Here is a 23,285-nt window from a genome sequence, read left to right on the forward strand (position 1 = left end):
AATTTTCTATTTACTTATTAAATTGCAATATTGCCGCTTGGGAAAATTTCAGTTGATTGAGAGGGCGATCGCCTTCTACTGGCTTTATCTCATAGATGGTTGGTGGTAGCAAAACATTCGTGAGAGCGATCGCTGTCACTACCACCCAAGAAAGCTCCCGCCGCAGTTAGTTGCGCCTTATATACAGATGTTAAAAGAAAAGGTTGATATTATTAATGCAGCATAATGCAGCAATTTAGGACATAAATTATGTCTAATGTCACGATTAACCTGCCAGAAGAAGTATTTAGCGCCCGTCGCCTGAGTCCAGAAGAATTTGTGCGCGATATGCGCCTCGCTGCTGCTATCTACTGGTATCAGAAGCAGGAAATCTCGATGGAGAAAGCAGCCTCTGTTGCTGGGTTAAACCGCCGAGACTTTCTAGCTGTCCTAGCCCGTGAACAAGTGGATGTCTTCGCTGTTGATTTTGATGATTTGCAGAGCGAGTTTAACCGTGGCTGAACTGCCTGCTATCAACACATCCCCATTAATTTTTTTGACCAAGGGCGGGTTTCTCGATTTATTACAGGTCATTAGTTCATCGGTTATTGTTCCTAATGCTGTGGCCACCTATTGGCCGAACCTCGGCGATTACACGAATTATTTGCTGTCCTGAGTTGTAAACTTGTACCTTTTGCCCTTTACGATATTTGGGACTCATAATGCACCGAAAACAAAAAACTAAGACTTTAAGCGTTTCCAGTCTAACCTAGCAGGTCAAACTTGCTACATCTAGGGATCTAGTTAGCAAAGTGGAATTCACTAAAATCGCCAGTGCAACACAAGTGTAATTTTGTTGCATTTAGCTTGCCTAATGCGTAAGCTATCCGGGATGGCATTGACGGAGAGCGATCGCCCTCTGGTATTGTCAGGAGTTGGGACAGAAAGCTCTTATGAGAGTTGTTCCTAGTCAAATAAGTAACCCATCTTGACTTCACCACATTTTTAATGTTGTGCTATAATGTGTGTAACAACTCTAACAGCAACATCTGAGAAGTTAGAGAAAGCTACGTAAAGCTAAGAGTTTAGGCAAGTTGGCTAGTCAGGCTATTAGAAAGCCGTTTGAAAGCCAGGAGAAGCCAATAGAGATAGCTATTAAAAAGCAAAGTTAAACATTAATAGTTTGCTGTTTGGGTTGATGTACTAAAACATCCTCTCAAACTATGAAAAACAAAACTCTCATAAGGCTCAAGCTGGTCAGTATTGTGCTAGTCATTTTGCATAATGGTTATCTTTTATACAAAGATATACAAGACCCAGTTTTTATTCAGCTTCTACAAAACTGTGTAGAAGTTATTACTAAGTAGCAAAAAACCCCCAATGATGAGTTGGGGGTTTTTTGTAATGGATGGTTTTCAACCGTCTGCATAAATGTGTGATGGCTAACCCCCCACAGATGGATAATGGTTTAGGTATTGGAAATTTCCTTTCTGTGTACCGTAAGAATTAAGAAATTTTCAGGCTTCCATCCTTCCCTATAGCGATATCACAGTTTCAGTAGGTTCGCCCTGCGCGTGACGAGGGCGAAGATGTAAGGTGATTTCCGTATCGAGTCGCTTGAGGAAAATGAGGAGTTTGCCCTCGCTGAAGCGTTGAAACTCTCCTTTCATCAAATGAGATACTTCCGGCTGGGGAATGCCAAGAAGTTCGCTGATTTCCCGTTGTTTCAGGTTGCGTTGTTTCAAAAGGCGCAGTACCTGAATCCCTATCTTTCCCCTAGTAAAAAGTTCATCTGCATTAGATAAACCGAGGTCAGCGAATACATTGCCACTGCTTTCTTCAAAAACTGGTTCCTGTGTCATTGTTGTTTCTCCCTGGCTACCGCGTCCTTATAGCGTTGTTTAATCAGATCAACATCAGCCTGTGGAGTTTTAATACCCTGCTTTGATTTTTTTTGAAAAGCGTGCAGGACATAGATTTTTTCTCCAATCTTTACCGCATAAACAGCCCTGTAAGTATCGGTATCGTAGCGTTTGACGATTTCATACACACCACTCCCAACCCCCTTAAAAGGCTTGGCATCCATTGGTGTTTCCCCTGCTTGCACCAATTGCAGTGCATAGCCTACTGATGCACGCACCTCTTCTGGAAATGAGCGGATATTTTTGAGAGAGTCTCCCATCCAAACAAGAGGTCGTAAAGGAATTTCTATAATATCCTCATCATCTTCCATATTATATGAAATTTCCTATAAAATCAGTCAGACAATAGCATGAAATGTCCCCCGCACCACTAGAGAGCTAAATTTTATTTACAGTTGGTTTCCTTCTAGACTGCCGTGTAGACGCTGGTGGAGAGAAAATTGATATCGGTTTTGATAGCAACGATGGATCAACCAGGGGTATAGAAGTGAATGTAGACAATTGAGACGGACGCAACAAGAGAAAAAGCATAAAACTGTGACCCCCAACAGCTGGATAATGTTGTTGGTATTGGAAAGCGCCATTCTCGATACCGCAGCCGGGGTGCAGTCATGAGCAAAGATACAGAATCCGTCGAGTTAGTTGTAGTCCAAAAATTGGAAAATGCCCTCAGTGCCAATATTGAGGCGTACTTTGCAGGCGTAATTGACTCTGACCCCGATGTATTAGAGGAATTGCTGAAATCCAAGAACAGCGAGGGAACCCGTAAAGCTTACCGCAAAGATATCACGGATTTTTTTACTCGCATGACTGGCCTGCGTCCTAACCGCGATTCTATCTTGGAGTTTTTACACCTGGAAGGTCACAAAGCCACGCTGGTAGTGACTAAGTACAGAGCCATACTCGCTGAAGCTGGACTAGCACCCAACACGATTAACCGCCGACTCGCGGCCATCAAGTCTCTGGTTGCTTTTGGACGAAAGCTGGGTGTGTGCAACTATGCTGTAGATGTGGACAGTATTCCAGTGCAGTCCTACCGCGACACTAGCGGTGTAACTGAGCAGGAATTTTTGAGCGTGATCCGGCAGTGCGATCGCTCGACGTTGGCGGGGAAACGGGACTATGCTTTGTTGCTGCTGCTGTGGGGCAATGCTTTGAGGCGAAATGAGATTAGCACCTTAGACTTGAGGCATTTTGACGGCTCTAAGGGAACGCTATCGATTTTGGGTAAGGGCAAGCAAGTACGAGTGACGATGAATCTGCCAAAAGTTACTGTGATAGCAATTACTGACTGGCTGATTGCTCGTGGTGGCGATATGTCCTCGTCCCGCCCATTGTTTACCTCGGTTGACTTTCAAAATGCTGGTCACAGGTTAACCGGCGATGGCATTTATAAAATAGTCAAGCGTTTATTTAAACGGGCAGGGGTTGAAAAAACTATGTCACCGCACCGTTGTCGCCATAGTGCCATCACTGCTGTACTTGAAAAGACTGATGGCAATGTCCGCAAAGCCCAGAAACTCAGCAGACACGCAAAGTTAAATACGCTGCAAATTTACGACGACAACCGCAACCGTGATCAGCTGGAGATGTCTGAGTTATTGATGGATGGATTGGATTGAACGGGTTGCCAGACTATTAGTGAAGGGTGGCAGCAGAATTGAAGAATGCTATGAATGTTTCAGCGCACTGGGTAAATCCCAGACTTCATTGGGGTTACTACGTTACGCACGGATGAGATTTAATTGGGTAGGGTGTCCTTTCTACACGCCTTGTGTTTGGTGTCCCAGTTCAACTCTCATTAGGGAGTTAAACCTTGACTGAATGGTTTCGGGGTATTCAGTACATTCACTCGTATCACCGTGTCAGCCTTTTCGATGACCTTTTCTTACGATGCCTCAATAAGGATTCATTTACATTCACCCATCCAATCTTTCCTTTGCCCGGTTACATTTTTAGGCTAAATGCTTCCTTGGGCAAAACTTTCCGCTTCACACACCGCCGTTACCAGTGGTGCATGGGAAGGTTAGGAACAGTCTTGGACACCAGACTGGAGGAATCGGTTCCTCACTCATCTTTTGGAAGCTTTGTATATAGGGGCTTCCAACCCTTCGTGCGCCATCGTGTCGCACCCGAAACGGGAAAATTGTACGCTAAGGAATTTAGTAAGGCTAAAATTATCCCTCTTTTGTCACTTTGGTGGAACCCAAACTCTGAAAGCCTTTCAGGGCTTGCATCTCCATGTTTTGTCTACAAAACTGAGTTACTGTTAGAAAATAAAAGCTCAAAGCTCGACTAGATAAAAGTTTCAGAATTTTGGTTCGATTATTGTTTTCTGAAAGTGACAAAAGAGGGTTATTCCCGAACCTGAGACAATGTAACAGTGATTTCGCTTTCTAAGTCATCCTTGTCAAAATCGCACTCTACCAAGAACAGTTTTTCTGGAAATGTCTTAGTCAACTTGCTTTCCCAGATATCTGCAAGAGTCTGTCCAAAATAGATCAGGTTATTACGGCTAATGTCATCAGCATCTGGTAGCAAATCAGCAACATACCGCAGATTTATTATTTTTTCGATAGATTTAATATCGCCATCTAATTCTTCCTTCCATTTTTCATAGTTCTCCACAGTAAAACCATCAGCAAGAAAGATTCCTCCTTCATGATTAAGAAAATCCGCCCAAAAAAGTTTTGTAAATACAATTGCAGTTTCTAAATTTGAGACTCCAAACAAGTAGTCACCAAGGGAAAAATTTTCGGAATTTGCAGTTTTCCAAAGTTGAAAATCTTTAAGCTGATCAATTCTCAATTCCATACGTGCCATTACTACCTCTCTACTTCTTATTGTCCTTAAGGTATTTCATCTGGACGAGCAGGTCGAACAGGTTTTTGGGGATTCCTAAAAGTTTCGCCAGTTCTCGGGTTAATATTAATCTCATAATCTGTTACATGAGGTGTAGGTATTCCGCCATGAGCCTTTCCCTCTAAATCTATTCGCTTCTCGATTAAACCTTTGTCATCATAAACTGCATAGTTTGTCACTTTACCTGTTTGGGGGTTTTGCTTAACCAAAACCTCTCCTGGATTCGCTTTTTTGGGCAAGTTACCTTTAACTGGTTTTGCCTTATCAAGAATTTCTTTTACAGCACCAGCAATCCCGGCTCCTACTATAGGAGCTATTCCACCATAGAGCGCTGCTCCTACTACAAGAACAATACCAACTACTGCAAAAACTCTTTCAAGGTCAGTTATCTTGCGTACTTTAATATTGCCAGAATCATCAAACTCAATAGTTTCTCCAGTAAAAGCTTCGACAAAATTAAATGGTAGATCAACTAGCTTATTGGATCGTGCTAGCCCAAGACCAAAATTCAGGAGGTCTCCAGCCGTGACTCTTAGTGAGCCTGCAAGGTTTGAGAAACCTGCATCGTCAAGTTTATTTGCTGCTTGGCATAGCTCTAATGATGTATTTTGAGCCTTTGAGCGTTGCTGTGTATTTGAATCAGCACCTGGATCTGGTGGGCTAGGTTGTTGTTTAGGATCGAGGGCTGCTCCGGTTAATGCATCAACTGTGTCTAGAGCTTTCTTACCGTTTTCAAGGTCTCCAGCTTCGCAAAGTTGATCAGCCTTTTCCAGAGTTTTTTCTGCAACGTCGATCAAGGGTTTGCTTTCTGGTGGCGCGTTTGCTTTAGTAAATTGAAAGTGAGCATAACTACGCTTAACTCTTGGACCTAAAGGTGCGTTTGGAGGGGTTCTTGGATCTGTTCCTGTTCCTCCTCCCGTCCCTGATCCCGTTCCTGATCCCGTTCCTGATCCCACACCTGGTCCAGGAATAGGTGGAAGTTTATCAAAAACCCCTTGAGCTAATTTGTTATGCTTCGCTCCTGCTCGGTTTATTTCGCCTTGAAGAGCATCTTGTTGTTCCTTACATTTTTTAGTTAAGTTTCCCGCAATCTCCTTAATGTTTTTACGCTCTTTCTCAACTTCATCCCTCAGTTCACCAATATTTTTGTAAGTCCTTTTGGTTCGTCCAGGCGTGCCAGATTGTGGCCCTGAACCACCTTCATCAACTCTAGGTCCTTTAGAGCCACCTTGGCCAGAACCTCCAGAACCATTTAAATCATCACCAGCTTCCCCAGTTAACGGTTCACCTTCTTTAGTTGGACTATTACCAGTTGATGGAGCTTTCTCAGACGGATCAACCTCTATTGGATTGTTGCCATCTGAGCCAGAAGATCCACTGCCTCCAGATCCTCCTTCCCAGCTGAAGTCCCACCCACCCGTACCATCAGGGGACCCTTTAGGTGGATTCGAGCCATCTATATTAGTAGGAGCTTCAGCTTTAACATTCCCACTAGTATCTGTTTCGAATGTAGTATCACTCTCACTCATATTCTTACCTATCACTTAAACTGAGCAAGCAACAACATGTTTCTTAAAGGCTTCCTCAGCATCTCTAAAATCGAGAAGTGTTTGAACGTCAGATGCTTTTTTCTTGAAGTCTTCTATAGCTGCTTTACAACCACTCGAAAGGCTGCTAGTACTCCTCTCCCTAGCTTCAACCAGAAATTTCTGCCTGTCAAAAAGTGGTTGCCATCCACCTTCAGCTAATTCATCAATCTGTGTTTTGAGAGTTGTAAGGTTCGCTTTCAAAGTTCCTTCTGTAATCTCAACCTCAACTTTAGATTTAGGAGGTAGAGTTGTTTTGAGAGTCTCGATACGCTCAAGCAAGCTCGCTCCTTGGGCATGGTCTGCACGCATAAAAAATAGAGACTTTTCATACTGGAGGTATCTATTTCGTAATACTATTCCAGATGCATCTGATTGGGCTGCATTGAACCACCAGTTCTCAATTTCTATTAATAAATCTCTTGCAGCTAAAATTGCATCAATTTGACCTTTAAGGTCTTCTAGTTTCTGTCCTGAAACTCTAGCAAATTCACTTTGCAGGTGAAGATCCAATTTATCACGCACAATTCCGAATACAAGAGAGCGCTTACGATTAGCCTCTAATATGAAGGCTTTTGCATAGGCAGTTTTATCAATCCAACTTTGAATTGCTTTCTGCATCTCCTCAAACTCATTCTTGAGTTCAGGATAATCAGACTCTTTTACAATGAAATCTAGCGTGAACTTAATTTCACGCAGTCCAATAATAAGAGTATCCAGTGAGTAAGCAAAAATAGTGTCTGCTAAAACCACCTTACCAAGAGCTTCTGCAAGCTTATTTTGTGCCTGCCCAAGTTGTTTTAACGCTTCGTTCAAGTCATCTAAAGTGCTGGGTGTGTCTAACTTATCTTGAACAAACTCCTCAATTAAGGTAAAGTAACGCTCATGTTTCTCCTGAAGTGCAACAAAGTTTTTCTCCAGGTTATAGTCTGAATCAAGGTTGTTGAACCAAAATTCCATTAATCGCTTCAACTTCTCAAGTGGAAGCTCAAGCTTTAGGTGACATATCTTCTGCTTTTTTAGCTCTTCTAGTTCTGCCATATTTAATGCTCTCACTAAGACTTGTAATAGCTATCAAGCTTCGCATTTAGACTTTCAAGCTGAGTTTTATAGGTGCTATCTGTGCGAGCCACAATGTCATCTATAAGGGCAGCAACCTCAGCTTTATTGGTCTCAAAAAACTTAAGCGCTGCATTATAAGCTGTTTGGAACTTGCAACGAGGTGTTCCGTCTGAACAGCTTTCGGTGGATACAGTCAGTTGAGGTGGACTAGAGCAATCATAGTTATTTGAGTCATAAGTAACTCCAAACAGCGCAGGAAACTGAATCGTTTTTAACTCCTCGATCGCATCTTTATAAAGCGGATCTGAATCCCATCGCTTGATGTAGCAAGCCAAGGCAATCTCGTTTCCATCTAGCTTTAGTAAATTGCCTGTATTTTGGATTAAAGCTACACCCATTACATCAATGTTTGGACTCAGACCTTCGATATATGCTGTTAGCTCTGCTTTTGTCTTGCGAACTTCACAATCTTTCCAAACCTTTCCAAATTCTTCACGAGCACATGTATTATACCCGTGAGATGGATGACTACACTGCTTGTACGCCTGAGCCCCAAAAGCAGGCAATCTACATTTAGGAATGGACTCGGTTCGGGCACATTCAATTGCATATGCATACTTAACACAGCGCGGCTTGTTGCAGCCATCACAGTTATCAATACACTCTTCTTGTCTTCGATTACCTGTAAATTGATAAGTGCCCTTAGTGCCCGGTATGGAGGAACAATCTGAATCTAAAACATTCCATTTTTTGAACCATAATGTTTCCGCACTTAAATATCCAGGGCAAGTTTTTGACTGCTGTTCCTTATACTGTTCAACTCCGCAGGCGGCTGAACGAGTAGTAATAGCACCACAAATAGGATCAGCTCTGCTAACGTAGCTTTCTATTCCGCACTCTTCAACCCTGCGAGGCGTTGCAAAGCTAGGTGGACAAATTGATACAAAAATTGTAATGCACAAAGAGAGAATAATTACAATCTTAGTAAAGCTATTTTTCATGGTTTCTGTTCTTTAGTCAGTTAAAAGTACAAAAGATAGGTCTAAGAGCCTGTCAAGAAATAACTGTTACAACCTTGTACTCAGAAAGCTTACTAAGAAAGCATTTCTACCTCAATCAATGTCAAGCTTATTTCGTGACAAGCTCTAAGTCGGTATATGTCTCCAATCACAGCGGAGTATTTTTTCGGATAAATCCTTCTATGAAATCTGCTCCAGAGTAACCGATCGCAACTAAGGTAAGGAGTAATTCTCGATTTATCTCTGTCCCTAGAAGAGTAATCGCACCCAAGCCTCCTGCAAGTCCTCCAATCATCAAGCTAATAGCTAGACGGATTGAGTCAAAGGAATCTTTTAATGTTTTGCCGCTAGCAATTGTTTGATCAATTTCCTTTTTGATACCAACAACAATCCGCAAGATTTGCCCCAGTAGTCCTAGGAGTATTCCCAGTACGACAAAAGTGAAAGTTTCATAAATTCCCATACTAAAATCTCGTTCTAGCAACTATATAGGCTCATAATTTTTACTCAACTAATCCAAAAATATTAACTATGATTAAAGTACTTTGTTTATCCATCTCACAAAATGCAATTACAAAAAGTTTCAATGTATAGTAACGGTGTGTGCAATAAACCATAACTTTAGTAATACAATCAATCTTGCAATTTAAACTGAGAGTGGCTTAACCAGACAAGAGTCAACGCTGCAAATGCGGGAAGTGTTTGAAGTACAAGAGTTGTCCACTTTAAAGTCAATGCACCAAATATGCCTGCAATTACGACACACACTAAGAAAAAAACTCGCAGCAGCAGTACATTGTCTTTGGTAAAAGCTCCCCAAATTAAGCCAGCAGCAATAAAGCCATTATAAAGACCTGCATTTTGCACAATTGGAGTAACTATACTGGCCATTTCAGGGGTAAAATCAAGCCTTTGATAGACAAATGAGTTATTCCAGAAAAACATTTCTACTACTGAAATAGCAATATGCACAGCCGCGACAATTACAACAGAAATCTTAGCTAAAGTTGGCACTCTTGGATGTTCCTTATTCTAAAAAGTTGACTTCATTAGAGAGGTGAATTCTTCTTTGATGAGATTGGTAATGTAACCTCAGACTAAAGAGGAAGTTTTTTATATTTAAGATTAGCTAGCCATCAGACTAGGGTAAGTCTCCCTAATCACCAACAAGAAAAGTGTTCTTAAAATTTTTTAGTTATTTCTACGGTGATTTAATCCAAGCCATCAGTAATAAATGATATAGGATATTTCATAGATTCTCCTAAAAAAAATATTTAGTACACTTTTTTGACTGAATTATCATTAAACTTAACAGTTCCAATATTTACAAGTGCCAGCCGTGGAGCATTTAAACGATGTCATTCAAACCTCACTAAGAGCGAATTTCTCCATGTTGCCGAATGTGTTCAATTAACCGCTTGGTTTCACCACCGGCTAACTCTAGTTCCCTAACATTACCCACCAAAATAAACAATTCCCTTGCCCTACTAACGGCTGTATTCAGCAAATTGGGTTTGCGGTTGAGGAACCAAAAACTATGCTCTTGGTGACACTGGTAAGGAGAGAAGATGATGGCTGCTTTTTCTCCCCCCTGAAAGGTGTGAACTGTGCCAATATCATCCCAAGAAAAGTTTCGCCACCGATTAGAGAGTCGATACTTGAGCGCGTTAGCTTGCTGCGAAAACGGCGACATCACCCCAATTGTTTTTGAGTTGTCATTCGAGTTAGTAGAGTACCCATGTTTTAGCAAGGACGCAATTATAGTTTCTACAGCATCAATTTCTTCGGGATTGGTGTGATTTAAGTGGCTTCCTTCAACGTGGTAAGCCAGCAGATGCTTGACCGTTGCAGTCTGCTGATCACCTGAAAGGATTTGCAGACCACCGGGATAGTTGGGGCTGCAAAACTGAATAATGGGTGGGGTGCAACGGTAATGATTAGAGAGAATAATGCCATTGCCTAAGTCGCCTTCTGTGCCATTAGCACCAGCAGCGCGATGATAAGCGGTAGCTGTGTATTTGGCAGTGGGGGCATAGCGATAGTAGTCTTCATTCCCCATGCCCCGATCCAGAAAGGCGGTTTTCAGATATTGTTTGATAGTATCGTCGCAAAGGTTAACTATTGGCTCAATTTGTTGGGGGTCGCCTGCTACTACTGCCTGTTGCGATCGCACTAGCAAAGGAAATAATTGGTGTATAAGAGTTGTCCCGGCTTCATCCACCAGTGCCAGCTTGATGATATTAGGCTGAAGAATTGGCAACATATTACGCATTGATTGGAGGGTGGAGGTAATGACAGGGAAAATCAAGCTCAAGTCACGGTAGATGGCATCACTATCACTTTCTAACTTGAGCAATGCCTCTCCGTCGCCCGTCAAGACGCTGCCATAAGTTGACAATGCCCTCATAACGCTCTCCTTGCGTCGGAGAACTTCTTGCAATAGAAACGCCCAGGCACGTTGAAACAGTTCTAGCTGTAATTGGTGGTGGTCGCGGTAAAAAAGATTGTAGAAATCCCCTTGCGGGTAACTATCGATTTGTTTTTGAATTTGTTGATGTCTGAAAAGTTTTAGCTCTAGTTCATTATTAAAAGCTGTTAGTTGGGTTTGAACGGAAGTTACTTTCCGGTTAATATTCTGCCATTGCTGTGAAAAATCGAGTTTTTGGTTAACAGAGGTGACTGCTGTGATTAAACTAGGACGGTCAAGGGGGGTCTGAAAGGGATGCCCTGTCGCCAAGGTATTTAAAACAGCAGCGTTTATCCTATTTGCTAGACGCTTAAAAATTCGCTGATCCGTAGTAGCATTAAGCCAATCCAAGGCGCGTTTTGTAATGGAGTCGGACTCTTTTGCTAGTTCTCGTTCTGCCTGGAATAATGCTTCTCGTATTTGCTGGTAGGCATCAAGGGGAAAATTTGCATAATCAGACAAACTTGATAGCTGTTCAGTTAGGGCTTGGAACTCGGAATCAGTAACAGCAATCTCGTTATTGAGGGATTGAATTTCTACTTCCAATTGCGATCGCAGTTCGGTATCAGTAACTTTTTGAGCAGTATTCAAGCGGTCTTGCTCTTGGAGTTGCTGAATTTCACTCTCGGCTTGCAGCAATTCAAGTTTGGCTTGTTGCCAAGAATCCTGATCAAATTCAGCATTACGCAGCCAATCAGTGCTTGATTGGAGTTTGGGTAGGGTTTCCTTACGAATAATAGTTTGGTTGCCACCAGGAAGATAAAACTGTTGAGCAGGAGAATCTATAGCCAGTCGTTGTTGGAATTTTTTAACGGTGCTGTTATTAGCGCCGACAAAGAATATTAAATTCTTTGCATCATCAAGACCCTGAACAAGCCGTAACGCCCGATTCACTACTTGCTGTGCTATGAGGTGGAGAAACACTTCTGTTTTTCCAGTTCCGGGTGGCCCACAAACAGCAGTTAGTAAGTTCTCTTGGGCGTGTTTCAGGACAGACGCTTGAAATTCATCAGGCGCATGGGACGGGAAAGCCCCCCAGAACATCACCTCATCTCTCGGTGATTGTGGCTGACCCCAGAGATACTGCATCGCTGGGTGAGTTTCAGTTAGCCATTCAGCCTTAGAGTCAGGTTGTTGGAGTTCCTTGAGTATTTCTTGTATATCTTGCTTAAGTAGGGCGTTATAGGGTGTAAAATCGCAGCGTAGCAAATAAGGTTGTCGAGAGGTTTTGTAGTTTCCTTGGGGTAAATCTACCAGTTCTAGAAAGTCTCGAAGTGTTGGGAATCTTCCTTTAAATGTGTCTTCTAAGAATTTTAAAATTCCTGATGCAACAATCAGTGATTCGGCTTGTTCTTCCTCTAGTTTGTACAGCCGCATTAAATTAACAATGACTGGCTGAAACTCGTATTCGGTCAAGTCCCAGCCAGTTTTGCGGTAATTACCTTTGAATATGGGTGAAATATCGATGGTGAACAGAGGCAAGTATTTCAGCTTTTGGTCTTTGCCCTTGCCGTTGATTATATAGATTTGTGGGAAAGCAACAGCCATCTGAACATCATTTTTGTTCCCTCTTTTAGCTGCTTGTTGCTGTTGCTGGAATTGTGTAAATACTTCACTATCTAACAGTAGCTTGTTGGCAACCAGCTGCACTCCCTTATCTACTACTTTTGAATAGATATCTGAAGAACGCTCGACCTCAGCTTGAGTCAGTTCTTCTAACCTGATGTAGCCTAGCCAGGATTGTACTATCTGGATAAGTTTTTCTGACTCTAGCATAGGAACACTTGTGGGAGCGACTGTACTACTGGTACTCTCCTTAACTTAATATTTTTTGTCGTTTATCGCCAACATACCGAAGTAGTCAGCAGTTTTCCACAAAAAAATTAACAATTATAATGGCTCATAACGCTATGAAAGCGTTTCCACGCCAGAATAGTTAAGAATTTTCGCGTCAACAGTTAACATTGGACACCCATGATTTCTGGCTGTAGCTACAATAATTTGGTCAAAAGGGTCACTATGAAATCCGCTTAATTGAGTTGAATCAACCACTATCGGTAGCGTCAAATTTAATAGCTGTACTCCGGGATAAGCCAAAGCTGTTTCCAACCATTCATTAACTGAACAAGAAAAAACCAGCCGATTTTTTTCTACTAATTTGGCGACCTCCCAACAAGAAACAATACTTACTCCTAAACCCTGAGATTGATATTCTTCTATCCACTCTCGATACTTTGTAGTTAGTCTGGAGTTATCGTCAACCCACCAAACCCAGATATGGGTATCAAGTACGATCATTGCAAAACTTCCCAATCTGACAAGGCAACGGGTTCTGTTGGATCATCGTAACGGATTACTTTACCGCGCAGTGGATAAAGATTTGTTTCTGGTTGGCTAGGCGCTGCTCCTTGAAGTTGTGGAGTTTTAGCTGACAGAATAATCACCTCCACAGCATCCCCCGCATGAAAAGGTAAGCCCCGTAGCATCAAAGTTCCATCTTCCGTTAAAACAGCTTCTATTTTGTGAGCTTCCATCTTACTACTCCTATTTGTTAATGGAGAAAAAGAGAAACGGATCTTACTTTCTCTAGTTTTTTTATTATGGCACTTTGGCTCCCCTGACTTTTTAGCCGTAACTTGCGTAAGTCATGATTTCGAGAGAACCGGGGAGCAGTGGCAACTTGAGCTTACTCAACATTTGTCAGCGTCTCCAGTTGTGCAAGTAGTTTCTCTATTTGCTTGCGCTTCTTGGGGTCTGACCAAATACGCGACTTTCTTAGTTTGGTAGTCGCAGCAGTAAAGCGCTCTTTATAATCGTTCGACTCGGTGTTTGCGGTAGAGGCTGGGCTTTTCTTCTCAATAATGCGCTGTCTGATTTCACTTAAAGACCAGTTGTTAGCAAGAGCTTGTTCTAAAAATGCAACGCGCTCATCTAATTTCTGAATCTGGGCGATGGCTTTAGCTTTGGTGTACTCAAGTGAGCCTTCCCTTAGCGCATCAAGGATATCTTCTGGGAGGTTGAGCAAGGGCAGGCGGTTCTTAACGAAAGATTCCCAGGTCATTAACCCTAAGCCAAGAAACACTCCTTCAACGATTTTGAGGTCTGGGTTTAATGCCTGCTCCTGGTTGAGGTCGGAATTATCTGTTTCGGTTTCGCCCATAACGTTATGGGTAGATAAGTCAATATCACCTTCATCGTCGCTGATAGCGTTATTGGTAGAATCATTTTCAACTCCACCCATAACGTTATGGGTAGGTTCATCACCTTCGCCATCGTGTGCGCCCATAACGTTATGGGTAACTGTAGATGCTTTTTTTTCTAGGCGTTGTAGACGATACAGGAATGGGGGTATCTCCTCAACACTTCGACCTAGTTTGAGAGACAGCAGTTGCAGGATACCTTCGGTTTCCTCAACTGGGTTAAGGTCTTCTCGCAGTAAATTTTCTATAAGTGCAAATTGAAAAGCTGCGTTGTCATCTAATTCTCTGATGACGACGGGGACAACTTTTAGCCCAATACTTAAGGCAGCACGATAGCGGCGTTCTCCTGCGACTAATTCGTGTTTCTCTCCATCAAGAGGGCGTACCAACAAGGGCTGCAAGATGCCATGCTGTTTGATGGATTCAGTTAACTGCTTTAATGCTTCAGAATCAAAGTAACGGCGTGGTTGATTCGGCGGCAGAATAATCTGGTCTAATGGGATGGTCACTTGAGAATCGGCATTATTGATGCCTGTCGTATCCCAAGGTACATCAATTTTGCTTTTGAGGGGTTGACTGGTTTTAGTGCGTCTCATTTTAATGATTCTAAACTAACGGCTATTTTTTTCAAGATTTGGACAGATGGGTGCTTTGGTTCATACACAGCAAGGGGCATTCGTTCTTCTGAAGCATCAACAAAAGCAGTGGAGCGAGGAATCGGGGCAAAGACAGTTCCGGCGCTTGCTAGTTGTTCGGTGATGGCTGCTAGGGTACGAGTGTCCTGGGAGTTACGGGCATCGTATTTTGTCGGCACAAATCCCGCTATTTGCAGTTTCCGGTTAGGTTTGTTGCGTACTGTAGCAACCGTTTTTAGTAATTCGCCTGTTCCCTCAAAGGCTTTGAAATGGGTTTCTAGGGGAACGAGAACATGGGTGGCAGCTACAAGGGAGATGTAAGAGAGTAAACCTAAGCTGGGAGGGCAATCTATGAGGATGAAATCGTAATTCTCTTGGATTGGCTCGATGGCTTCTTTCAGGCGAAAATCGCGCATGGAAGCACTAACCAATTGCATTTCTGCCGTAGAAAGAGAGATGTTGGCAGGGGCTAAATCCATACCATGAATCCCCTCATGGATTGGCAGGGGTTGTTCATCCACAATAGCATTGTTGACGGTTTGCTCTATCTCTCTTGGAACCAAGCCCATAAAAATAGTTAAGCTGGCTTGGGGGTCTATGTCGATGAGCAGAACACGATGACCCAATTGCGCTATTTGGTAGCCCAAGTTTTGGGTAAGGGTGGTTTTGGCAACACCTCCCGCCTGATTAAAAACTGCGATGATTCGGCTCATAAGTGAGTGGTTTACCTGCACCATTACAACTTAAGATAACGGTAATACGCCAATCGGCAATATTTATTTTTATTTTGGGTAAATCTCACCACCAATATACAATTCATCCGCAGTTAAATCTTTAATTCCAGTGATGGCTTTTGCGAGCGCTTGTGCAATTAGGAGTAGAGTTACAGAAAGTGTCACCAGAGGCAAAGTAATGAATAAAGTACCGAATTTTATTGAGGAGTTGGAACTTTATCCACTTTGATTCTTGTTCAGTGAGTAAAAAGGGTTGAACAGCACATAAAAATCGCTCTTTAGTTCCGACTCCAATTCAAATCGTAACTTTTTAGCAATGGGGAGCGAGCGCTATTCCAAATCATCATAAAAGCTGAAATGCTTTTCTCGTAATACTTACAGGCTACTTTACCCCTCCCAGGTGATAGCTTCAGTAACAACCCTAATGGCAGGTTTTAAGCACTAAACTGCTAGCTCATCTTCCAGATCCTGACAACTTTTTGGTTTGGTGGCACTCCTGAAAGTTAATACAGAAAGCTACTAACCAACCACAACAATATAAACGTCACTACAGTAGAAAACTGATTCGATGATAAATTGAGGAATGGTGTTTGTGGTAAGAGCCAGCCAGCAATTAGTCCCCCAGCGATTAAGCCAATTATTAAACTGACCAGGGTGAACAAAACTGCTCGACAAAATTTGCGTTCCTTGCGATGGAGAAAGAAAATACTGATGCCTGTCCCGACCACCAATGCTAACTGCAAAACCAGATCGCCTCCCTCTGGGTAAAACACACTAATAGAACTCAAACCAAGAAACCAAGCTCCAGGTAATAGCACATCTGTTGCTGTTGCCTGAACCACCATTCGTGGCATCAAACCAATCACCCACTTGGCACCTAACAATAGAGCCTGTAGAAGTGAGATTTTATTTTTAGGCAAGTTCCGAAGCAACAAATGAGGGCTTTTCTGCCTTAGTAAGTAACTGAACTCGTCTGGCATCTTAATAGCGAGTACAGGTTGCCCTGTCATAAAGCCTTGAAAGATGTAGTCTTTTAATTCACTATCTTCAGAAGCTCGCTTAAATAATAAGGAGAGCATCGAATTAGCAAGTTTAGGAAGAAAACTGTGATGCTGTCTTGCTATTTCTAATTGCAGTCTGCCTACAGATCCCCAAACAGCCGTGACTAGTAAATCTTGGAGTGCAGTACGAATTGTATGCGCTTGATTGCCCGTAAGGGTTGAAATCAAACGAACACGCAACCAGTCCGGCATATAGCCATAACGAAACCAGGGTAAGCGAGCCAGATCAGTTAACTGACAAGCTTGGAGGACGGTGCGTCCTTCTTCAGTGTGCAGCGTATGGCCGAGGTATAGGGTGAGATTCCATTGCATCTTTGGGAAGATAGCGCAAGCGCTCAGCAAGAGGTAACCATCTCTGCCCAAATAGTGGTGTAGGGATTTCAAAACTTCATCAATTAGCAATGAGTCTGGTGGATCTCGTTCAATCCAGCGGCGCGAGCGCATTTTCAAATCTTCTGGGAAAGGTGCCCTAATATTTTTTGAAGGTTCATAAAGCGATTCTCCAGATTGAATGCTACGTATCAAATCCATCAACCCTTCAGGTGTGGCGGGTTGAAAGATGAACTTCTGAGATAATTCCAGTTCTTGATATCCCCAGTGTTCCGACGGTTTTGGGGTTAACACAGCGCGAACACTCCAACTCGAAAACAGATCGTTCCAAGGCTCGAGTTCACCAGTGCGTGAACTAAACAATCCTTCAGCTTCTGAGAATATGATCAGGCAATACTCACTGTACTTTGCCGCAATTTCGTTGAGCGTGCGGGGAAGCTCTTTTCCTGTCATAGGAAAGCAGACACGAGGATCGCTGTCAAAGTAGTAACCTTTGATGAAAACTTCATTTTTGATCAGCCTGTCGATCATTTCCTTAACAAATCTCGCCTGATGGTCGCTATGATTGGCGCGATCTATTAGCACCAAATATTCAGGTACAACCTGACGATAGCGATATACTGGCGCAAACCAACCTCCTTGCCATATACTTTTTTCTAGCGTCCTATTAATATCGAGTTCGCTGGATGGTATCCGGATGCGTTGCCTCAAACCTTGAGCAATAAGTACAAACAAAACCTTGGGAAACAATTCCTCATCTAAGCCTGCAATAGATATTTGGTCAAGTTGAGGCTGTTGATTGGTCGCATGGCGCAAGAGAAATAAACGCGCCTGCCAAAACCACCACAGTCGCCAGACGAAGAAAGTAACAAAGGATAAAAACAGAAGCATTAGTAATACTTCCAGTATGATCTGCCATCCCGTGAGCTGGCTTGTAGGTTGAAATATTGGAGGTTTAGGTATTAGGGGTTCAGGTTGGAACGGCACTAACATTAGAACAAGCCCACCCATAACAGCAAGGAGAGCAATCACCGCGAGCCACCACCTTTTCCACGTCCGCCACTGCTTCTTAATCTTGTGTAACTCCTGCTGTAGTTCCTCAGCCTTAATGTCTACGGGTCCAGCCTGGCTCACGATGAAACCCATGCGTTGCAGCCATTGGTCAAATCGTCGATAGAAATCTTCTTGCTCAGTTGGTGAATGACAAACCAATGGACTCAGAAGACTTTTGAATCTTTGAGGTCGGTCGAGATTCTCTCCTTGGGCGATCAAGGCAAGTATAAGGTCTTGGACAGCAATATACTGTGATAGGCCGATTTTATAGCCTGCATCGCGCAGCTCATCAATGAACTCGATTAGCACCTCTGGAGTTAGCCAACCTGGGTTTACTTCTTGCGGTTGTCTATCCATTGCTTGACTATCTTCTTAGCTTTATCTTGATCCTCTGCCGTTTTGATTAAATTGCTGAGTGTTCGCTGAACTAGTTCTGGCTGAGTAAGCGGATTCTCTTGACGATTGGATATTTCTCGCAGCGCGATCATCCAACCTAAGAGTTCAGCAGTTGCAGGTTTCTTGCGTAAGCCACTTGAAGTTGCTCTTAGCTCGAAAAACAGATCTAGAGCGGTGTTGAGAAACTCACTACTAGCCCCAGAGTATAAACCTAATCGGTTAGCAACAATTTCCGCTAGGCGATCGCGATTTGGAAACGGAATATGGTAGTAAATGCAGCGCCGTAAAAAAGCGTCCGGCAGGTCTTTTTCAGAATTGCTGGTAATAATAATAAATGGCTGTAATTCAGGATTGGCTAAGATTTGGGCATTCCCTAGTTCCAATATCCGAAAATACATCTGATCCAATTCGTTGAGGATATCATTGGGAAAATCACGGGGTGCTTTATCTACTTCGTCAATGAGAACGATAGAGCGTCTTTTACCAGGATGCACAAAATATGGCGGGAGAAATTCTACAACTTCAGACTTTTCTCTAGTCAGCAAAATTGCAGTGCCTAAAGCACAATAGGTCAAATATTTGAGAGTGTTTCTATTAGCTATACCGCTGTATGCATCTTGAAATTGCTTTAAACTGTCATAAGTGTAAAATAAATCGCGAGCTGTACTTGTAGATTTGGTTTCAAATTTGAGTGGCTCTTCAAAACCGAGTTCCCAAGCAAGGCTATAGGCAAATTGAGTTTTACCAATACCGGGTTCCCCAGTGAGTAAAAGTGGTTGTCCTAGCAGCAAAGCAACATTACAAGCATCAACCAATCCTGCATCTGCAATGTAGTTTTCTGGCATCATCATTTGTGAACGCCGTGATACTGGCAAAGTTGTTGGTACATCGCTTCGCTGCCTTTTTCCATCACCAACATAAAAAGGAAACTTCATTTGCGTTCCTCCTTGCTGATAGAGCAATTTTGTAAAATCTCAGTCAGGTTTCTAGCCAAATATTCCATAGGAATAGTATTAGATGATTTTTCCTTCTCCCATTGTTCAAAAATATCTCTAATTTTAATAATTAAATCTTCGATTCTCTCCTCACCCCAAAAAATTCTTGTATCTTTGTCGCGTGCCCAATCCTCTGTTTGCCTTCTAGTGATGCTATCCAGTTCTGGTAATACTGTGCATATAAGCCTGTCAAACTGATAAAAATTAGATGAGGATAATTGTTTTATAAAATTAGAAACATTTTTATTTTTAAACTTAAAACAAAATTTATTTAATCCTATTTTTTTAGGTAACTGATATTTGATAAACAAGCATATAAACAGATATTTTCCGGGTAATATATCTGGCCAATTTTGCCAAAACAGAAAAAAATTTTCGATAATTTTGGAACCATGCTGTTGTAAATCCTCAGTCAGCAAGTGGGTGTGGATAATCACTGGACCAGGATGTCCAACTAAAAATTGATTGATTTCCTCCTTTGATACAAAGCTGCGATTGAGTAATCTATCAGCAAGCTTCTTTTCAAGCTGATTGTGAAGGTCGTCAATTTTTTGAAGTCTTGAGGGCCAACTGAGAAGATAATCAGTAACGGCAATTTCCCCAGCATCTGGGTAGATGAGCTTAGGTAACGAAACTTGTTTGAGACGCTCTAGAAACATGTCATGACTTTGAAAATCGTCGCCATGAATGATGCAAACAAGCGGTCGATGGGCTTGCTGATTCAGTTTCTGTAATGCTTTAGCCAAATGATATTCTTGTTCACTGCGATCACAAAGATAGGGCAGTAGCGGCGGAATAGGGCGGCTTTTTCTGCTTTGTTTAAAACGGATTTTCAGTCGATATAAAATTTCTTTAAGTTCCGTCAAGTTTTTTTGGTGTAGTTCTTCATCCTTTTCTAATTGCAGTGGAATGCTAGTTGGTTCAACAAACTTAGATTTCCGTTCTTGAATTCGACGCAGATTATCTTCAGCTTCAGCAATTTGTAGCTGAATAAATTTAATTTTTTTTTGAGTCATTGCTTCAGCATAATATTTAAAACTTCATACCTAGTTTTTGTTCTAACTCTGCAATCTTAGTTTCTGTAAAACGTCGATTATTTTCTATTTGTAGTGGAATAGCAGTAAAATCAACATACTCACTCATTCGCTCATCAATCAGTTGTAAGTTTTTCCGATAATTAGTTAACATTCGCTTCCATGTAGCCACTTGAGCATTATCTAATCCTGGTGTAATAGTTGGAATATTATCTGTCCAATTTGGTAATGAATGTGGTCTTTTCTCGCCAGCAGCATACCAGGCTAAAGCAAAGTTATCTTCTAAATTACTAATCTTAATAATGGGGTGCTGTTTATCTTTTGTGCGTTCTGGAACTTTCCGTCCTACCCACATTGCCAGATCCAACACACGGGTATAGCCATCTTGTTCAAATGCTCCGTAGCCAGCCATTGCCTCTAACAGCGCTGCTGTAAAAACACTGTATGGTTTTCCAGTCCAAGAAACCTCATCTTTCCGTGACGAAGCCAATACAACTCGACCACTGCTACTTCCCAACTGCGCGAGCATTGATGGTGGCAAAGGTGATTTAGTTGCTCCCTTTGCTTCAGCTAGTCCACCTGCATGGCAGCAATCAAGGAGTACTAATAATTTCTTCGCCTGAATAGCTTGTATATACTCAGTAAATATTGACCCAAGAATCGCTGTATCCTGCAAATTTTCCAGATTGTAACCGTAAGGCATTAAATAATAATCTGGTGTTTCAATTCCGTGACCGGAAAAGTAAACAATGACTGTATCATCTTTTCCAGCCGCATGAGCTAGCCAACTTAAAACAGATAAGATATTTGTAGCGCTTGCCTCTTCGCCAATTAGCAAACGTAGTTGTTCAGTAGGATAGGCACAACGAGATGAATCGCACAGCAGATTAGCAATGGCAGTAGCATCATCAATTGTGACAGGCAAGTCAAAGCCTACTCCGACAACAACAGCATATCCTTGTTTGAAAGTTTGGGTCATATTTATATTTGAGCAGCCAAAATACATTGATATTTGAGCTTTTGATACTGATTGAGCATACTATTTTTCGGAAGATTGGAAAAGGTTAAAGGTTCTAGATTTTAGAACTCGTTGCGAATCATGCGACGAAGTGGAGTGGTAGGGGCGGGCTTGCGGGGCTTGTCAGCCCCACCAGTATCTTAATGCCCGTCCCTACCACCGCATGATTCGAGCGACAGCGGCAACGAGTTCTTCGGTTCAACACGGCTCACCGACTAAAACCCCTATAACGTTGCTTCTGCTCAAGCATTTGTTTCTGCTGCGCTTCAATAAAAATCTCATTCCAAGTAAGCCCACTAGGTGCAATTCTTTTAGCCTGGGACATTTCATCTTCTGCCGGGGGCGTAAACTGAGGCTGTTGAGGTTTGAGTTCAATCTCTTGAAACAGCTTTTGTCTCTCATAAACTGCGAGTGGTTTAACAGGTTTGAGCAGCAATTTATTAATAAATTTATCATCACGTTCTGGTCGGTAGTCAACGCCAAGATGTTTTTGCAAACCAGGGAAAGTGTAAGCTGCACCTAACTGTGTACCGCTAAAAGCCTGCCCATCTTTCTGGTATGAAATTCCTTTAGACTTACCGTTCCTAGTGAATCCTGCCCTTACGCTGATGCCCTTTTGGCTGACATCGCTTACCCCTGGCAAATCAATAACTCAAATTTTCTGCTCCTGATAAAATCAGGGACTCAGAAAAACTTCGCATACTAAACATTATTTAACTAAAAGGCATTTATAAGGTATTTACAAGGATTTTTCTTAAAAAGGCATTTATAAGGTTTTGCAATGGCATTTTAATGGCATCTCAATGGCAGATATAAGGATTTACTGTTGCCCAAAATTGAGATTTTTCAAAATGCCTCTTTTTTGTCAAAAATAAGGTTCTGCAATGGCATTTTCAAGGGATTTACAAGGTAAACATAAGGTAATAAGAAGGATTTCGACCCCAAAAACCTCCTAAGCCTGCCTGATTTCTCCACCAAAAATTCCTGACCAAAACTTACGCACAGTACGCCAAAAAGTTTGAACAGATTTTTTGAGCCAAAACTAAAAAACTTTGAACCAACGTCAACAAATAATACTCAATAACTACTTTTGTAGTATCACAACTGCACTCCACTTGTGAGTTACACCTTAGCTCTGCTGCAAATACCACTTATTACATAGATTTTATGTAGTTTACCAGTATTGAAATAGTAGTTCTAAATACCTTGCTCAAGTGGTAGCTGTTGGGTAGCTCAACTGGTGACACACAGCTACCAGTTGAGCAGTAAAAAAGCGAGTTGTTGAAAATTTGATGATTCCCCAACTGGTAGCTATAGAGTAGCCCTACTGCTACCAGTTGAGCATAAGACTTTTTACGAAAAATTCTGGTGTAATGCTTTGTGGCAATGATTTACAGCAAAATTTAATCGCTGGATTCATTCTCAATAACTTCAAAATTATTGAGAATTGATAATACACTGGTGTTGCAATTGTGTTTCAAAAATTCCTTCATTAACTTAACCCAGCACCCCTAACATTCGATGATTTCTCTTTCATGCCTTCCTAGAAATTGTTCCTTTTACAATCTTCACGCTTGTTAATAGAGATGAAACTTGTTTTAAGTAGTGAAATTGTCTGATTAATCACAGTTACAGATAGCAGACATTTTGCACCTAAAACCCCTATTTATATACAAAATGTCTGCTATTCTGCACAGCTTATACACGCATTCAACTGTTATAGCTGTCAGGAAACTTTGACTATTCACTACAAAATGTCTGCTATTTAGAACATCGCTTTGACCAAAAAATTGGTGTCTAATACATACACAAACTAGCTTTTAGCCATTTTTATCAAACTGGCTCATTCTCAATAACTCTAAAATTATTGAGAATACATAATACGTTTGTGTTGCAACTGTACTTCAAAAATCCCGCTCTCTTAACTGTCTA

General features: G+C 41.9%; 22 protein-coding genes and 1 pseudogene. 4 read left to right on the plus strand and 19 right to left on the minus strand.

Going from position 1 to position 23,285, the window contains the following annotated elements:
• Window positions 1-10 precede the first annotated feature (10 nt).
• Window positions 11-145: a hypothetical protein gene (locus HUN01_RS35880; RefSeq protein ID WP_257797959.1), complete on the minus strand. Its 135-nt coding sequence runs from the start codon at window positions 143-145 to the stop codon at window positions 11-13.
• A 104-nt stretch (window positions 146-249) separates the two neighbouring features.
• Here HUN01_RS35880 and HUN01_RS00140 point away from each other — a divergent pair, with 104 nt between their 5' ends.
• Together HUN01_RS00140 and HUN01_RS00145 are read left to right on the plus strand one after the other, a co-directional pair.
• Entirely contained in the window at window positions 250-501 is a 252-nt protein-coding gene (locus HUN01_RS00140; protein WP_181927059.1) for a UPF0175 family protein, read from the plus strand.
• Window positions 494-655 carry a hypothetical protein gene (locus tag HUN01_RS00145; RefSeq protein WP_238845304.1) on the plus strand — a complete coding sequence of 54 codons (162 nt, stop codon included), beginning with the start codon at window positions 494-496 and terminating at the stop codon, window positions 653-655. Before HUN01_RS00140 ends, HUN01_RS00145 begins: the two co-directional genes overlap by 8 nt.
• An 859-nt stretch (window positions 656-1,514) precedes the next feature.
• On the opposite strand, the gene HUN01_RS00150 is transcribed toward HUN01_RS00145, so the two are convergent.
• Window positions 1,515-1,841 (minus strand): helix-turn-helix domain-containing protein, encoded by a 327-nt coding sequence (locus tag HUN01_RS00150; protein WP_181927025.1) that lies wholly within the window; start codon window positions 1,839-1,841, stop codon window positions 1,515-1,517.
• A complete protein-coding gene (locus HUN01_RS00155) occupies window positions 1,838-2,212 on the minus strand; it encodes a type II toxin-antitoxin system RelE/ParE family toxin (protein WP_181927026.1) in 375 nt (124 codons plus the stop codon). The genes HUN01_RS00150 and HUN01_RS00155 overlap by 4 nt, the downstream gene beginning before the upstream one ends.
• 300 nt (window positions 2,213-2,512) lie before the next feature.
• Here HUN01_RS00155 and HUN01_RS00160 point away from each other — a divergent pair, with 300 nt between their 5' ends.
• Both HUN01_RS00160 and HUN01_RS00165 read left to right on the plus strand, forming a co-directional pair.
• The gene (locus HUN01_RS00160) at window positions 2,513-3,523 is read left to right on the plus strand and encodes a tyrosine-type recombinase/integrase (protein WP_181927027.1); all 1,011 of its coding nucleotides are present in this window, start codon (window positions 2,513-2,515) and stop codon (window positions 3,521-3,523) included.
• Between the two features lie 194 nt (window positions 3,524-3,717).
• Window positions 3,718-4,200: a hypothetical protein gene (locus tag HUN01_RS00165; RefSeq protein WP_181927028.1), complete on the plus strand. Its 483-nt coding sequence runs from the start codon at window positions 3,718-3,720 to the stop codon at window positions 4,198-4,200.
• A 56-nt stretch (window positions 4,201-4,256) separates the two neighbouring features.
• Here the strand turns inward: HUN01_RS00165 and HUN01_RS00170 are convergent, their stop codons facing one another.
• The 16 genes and pseudogenes from HUN01_RS00170 to HUN01_RS00245 form a co-directional block, all read right to left on the minus strand.
• Window positions 4,257-4,724 (minus strand): hypothetical protein, encoded by a 468-nt coding sequence (locus tag HUN01_RS00170; RefSeq protein ID WP_181927029.1) that lies wholly within the window; start codon window positions 4,722-4,724, stop codon window positions 4,257-4,259.
• A gap of 26 nt (window positions 4,725-4,750) precedes the next feature.
• Window positions 4,751-6,292 carry a polymorphic toxin type 24 domain-containing protein gene (locus HUN01_RS00175; RefSeq protein ID WP_181927030.1) on the minus strand — a complete coding sequence of 514 codons (1,542 nt, stop codon included), beginning with the start codon at window positions 6,290-6,292 and terminating at the stop codon, window positions 4,751-4,753.
• Between the two features lie 15 nt (window positions 6,293-6,307).
• Window positions 6,308-7,390, minus strand: a complete 1,083-nt coding sequence (locus HUN01_RS00180) for a hypothetical protein (RefSeq protein ID WP_181927031.1) — start codon at window positions 7,388-7,390, stop codon at window positions 6,308-6,310.
• Window positions 7,391-7,404: 14 nt separating this feature from the next.
• The gene (locus HUN01_RS00185; RefSeq protein ID WP_181927032.1) at window positions 7,405-8,412 is read right to left on the minus strand and encodes a hypothetical protein; all 1,008 of its coding nucleotides are present in this window, start codon (window positions 8,410-8,412) and stop codon (window positions 7,405-7,407) included.
• A gap of 166 nt (window positions 8,413-8,578) precedes the next feature.
• On the minus strand, window positions 8,579-8,893 hold the full coding sequence (locus HUN01_RS00190) for a hypothetical protein (RefSeq protein WP_181927033.1): 315 nt from the start codon (window positions 8,891-8,893) through the stop codon (window positions 8,579-8,581).
• Between the two features lie 170 nt (window positions 8,894-9,063).
• Window positions 9,064-9,444 (minus strand): DUF1304 domain-containing protein, encoded by a 381-nt coding sequence (locus HUN01_RS00195; protein WP_181927034.1) that lies wholly within the window; start codon window positions 9,442-9,444, stop codon window positions 9,064-9,066.
• Window positions 9,445-9,802: 358 nt separating this feature from the next.
• Window positions 9,803-12,673, minus strand: a complete 2,871-nt coding sequence (locus tag HUN01_RS00200) for a DEAD/DEAH box helicase (protein ID WP_181927035.1) — start codon at window positions 12,671-12,673, stop codon at window positions 9,803-9,805.
• Between the two features lie 132 nt (window positions 12,674-12,805).
• Window positions 12,806-13,195 carry a type II toxin-antitoxin system VapC family toxin gene (locus HUN01_RS00205; protein WP_181927036.1) on the minus strand — a complete coding sequence of 130 codons (390 nt, stop codon included), beginning with the start codon at window positions 13,193-13,195 and terminating at the stop codon, window positions 12,806-12,808.
• On the minus strand, window positions 13,192-13,431 hold the full coding sequence (locus HUN01_RS00210) for a hypothetical protein (protein WP_181927037.1): 240 nt from the start codon (window positions 13,429-13,431) through the stop codon (window positions 13,192-13,194). Before HUN01_RS00210 ends, HUN01_RS00205 begins: the two co-directional genes overlap by 4 nt.
• Before the next feature lie 152 nt (window positions 13,432-13,583).
• Window positions 13,584-14,693 (minus strand): ParB/RepB/Spo0J family partition protein, encoded by a 1,110-nt coding sequence (locus HUN01_RS00215; RefSeq protein ID WP_181927038.1) that lies wholly within the window; start codon window positions 14,691-14,693, stop codon window positions 13,584-13,586.
• Window positions 14,690-15,445 (minus strand): ParA family protein, encoded by a 756-nt coding sequence (locus tag HUN01_RS00220; protein WP_181927039.1) that lies wholly within the window; start codon window positions 15,443-15,445, stop codon window positions 14,690-14,692. Before HUN01_RS00220 ends, HUN01_RS00215 begins: the two co-directional genes overlap by 4 nt.
• A gap of 524 nt (window positions 15,446-15,969) precedes the next feature.
• Window positions 15,970-16,452, minus strand: a pseudogene (locus tag HUN01_RS35020) (CPP1-like family protein); the annotation flags it as partial.
• 1,790 nt (window positions 16,453-18,242) lie between these two features.
• The gene (locus HUN01_RS00230) at window positions 18,243-19,241 is read right to left on the minus strand and encodes an AAA family ATPase (RefSeq protein ID WP_181927040.1); all 999 of its coding nucleotides are present in this window, start codon (window positions 19,239-19,241) and stop codon (window positions 18,243-18,245) included.
• Window positions 19,238-20,317: a hypothetical protein gene (locus tag HUN01_RS00235; RefSeq protein WP_181927041.1), complete on the minus strand. Its 1,080-nt coding sequence runs from the start codon at window positions 20,315-20,317 to the stop codon at window positions 19,238-19,240. The genes HUN01_RS00230 and HUN01_RS00235 overlap by 4 nt, the downstream gene beginning before the upstream one ends.
• 16 nt (window positions 20,318-20,333) lie before the next feature.
• Window positions 20,334-21,314, minus strand: a complete 981-nt coding sequence (locus tag HUN01_RS00240) for a caspase family protein (RefSeq protein WP_181927042.1) — start codon at window positions 21,312-21,314, stop codon at window positions 20,334-20,336.
• A 247-nt stretch (window positions 21,315-21,561) separates the two neighbouring features.
• Entirely contained in the window at window positions 21,562-21,996 is a 435-nt protein-coding gene (locus tag HUN01_RS00245; protein ID WP_181927043.1) for a hypothetical protein, read from the minus strand.
• Window positions 21,997-23,285 lie beyond the last annotated feature (1,289 nt).

The sequence above is a fragment of the Nostoc edaphicum CCNP1411 genome (genome assembly GCF_014023275.1).
GTDB lineage: Bacteria > Cyanobacteriota > Cyanobacteriia > Cyanobacteriales > Nostocaceae > Nostoc > Nostoc edaphicum_A.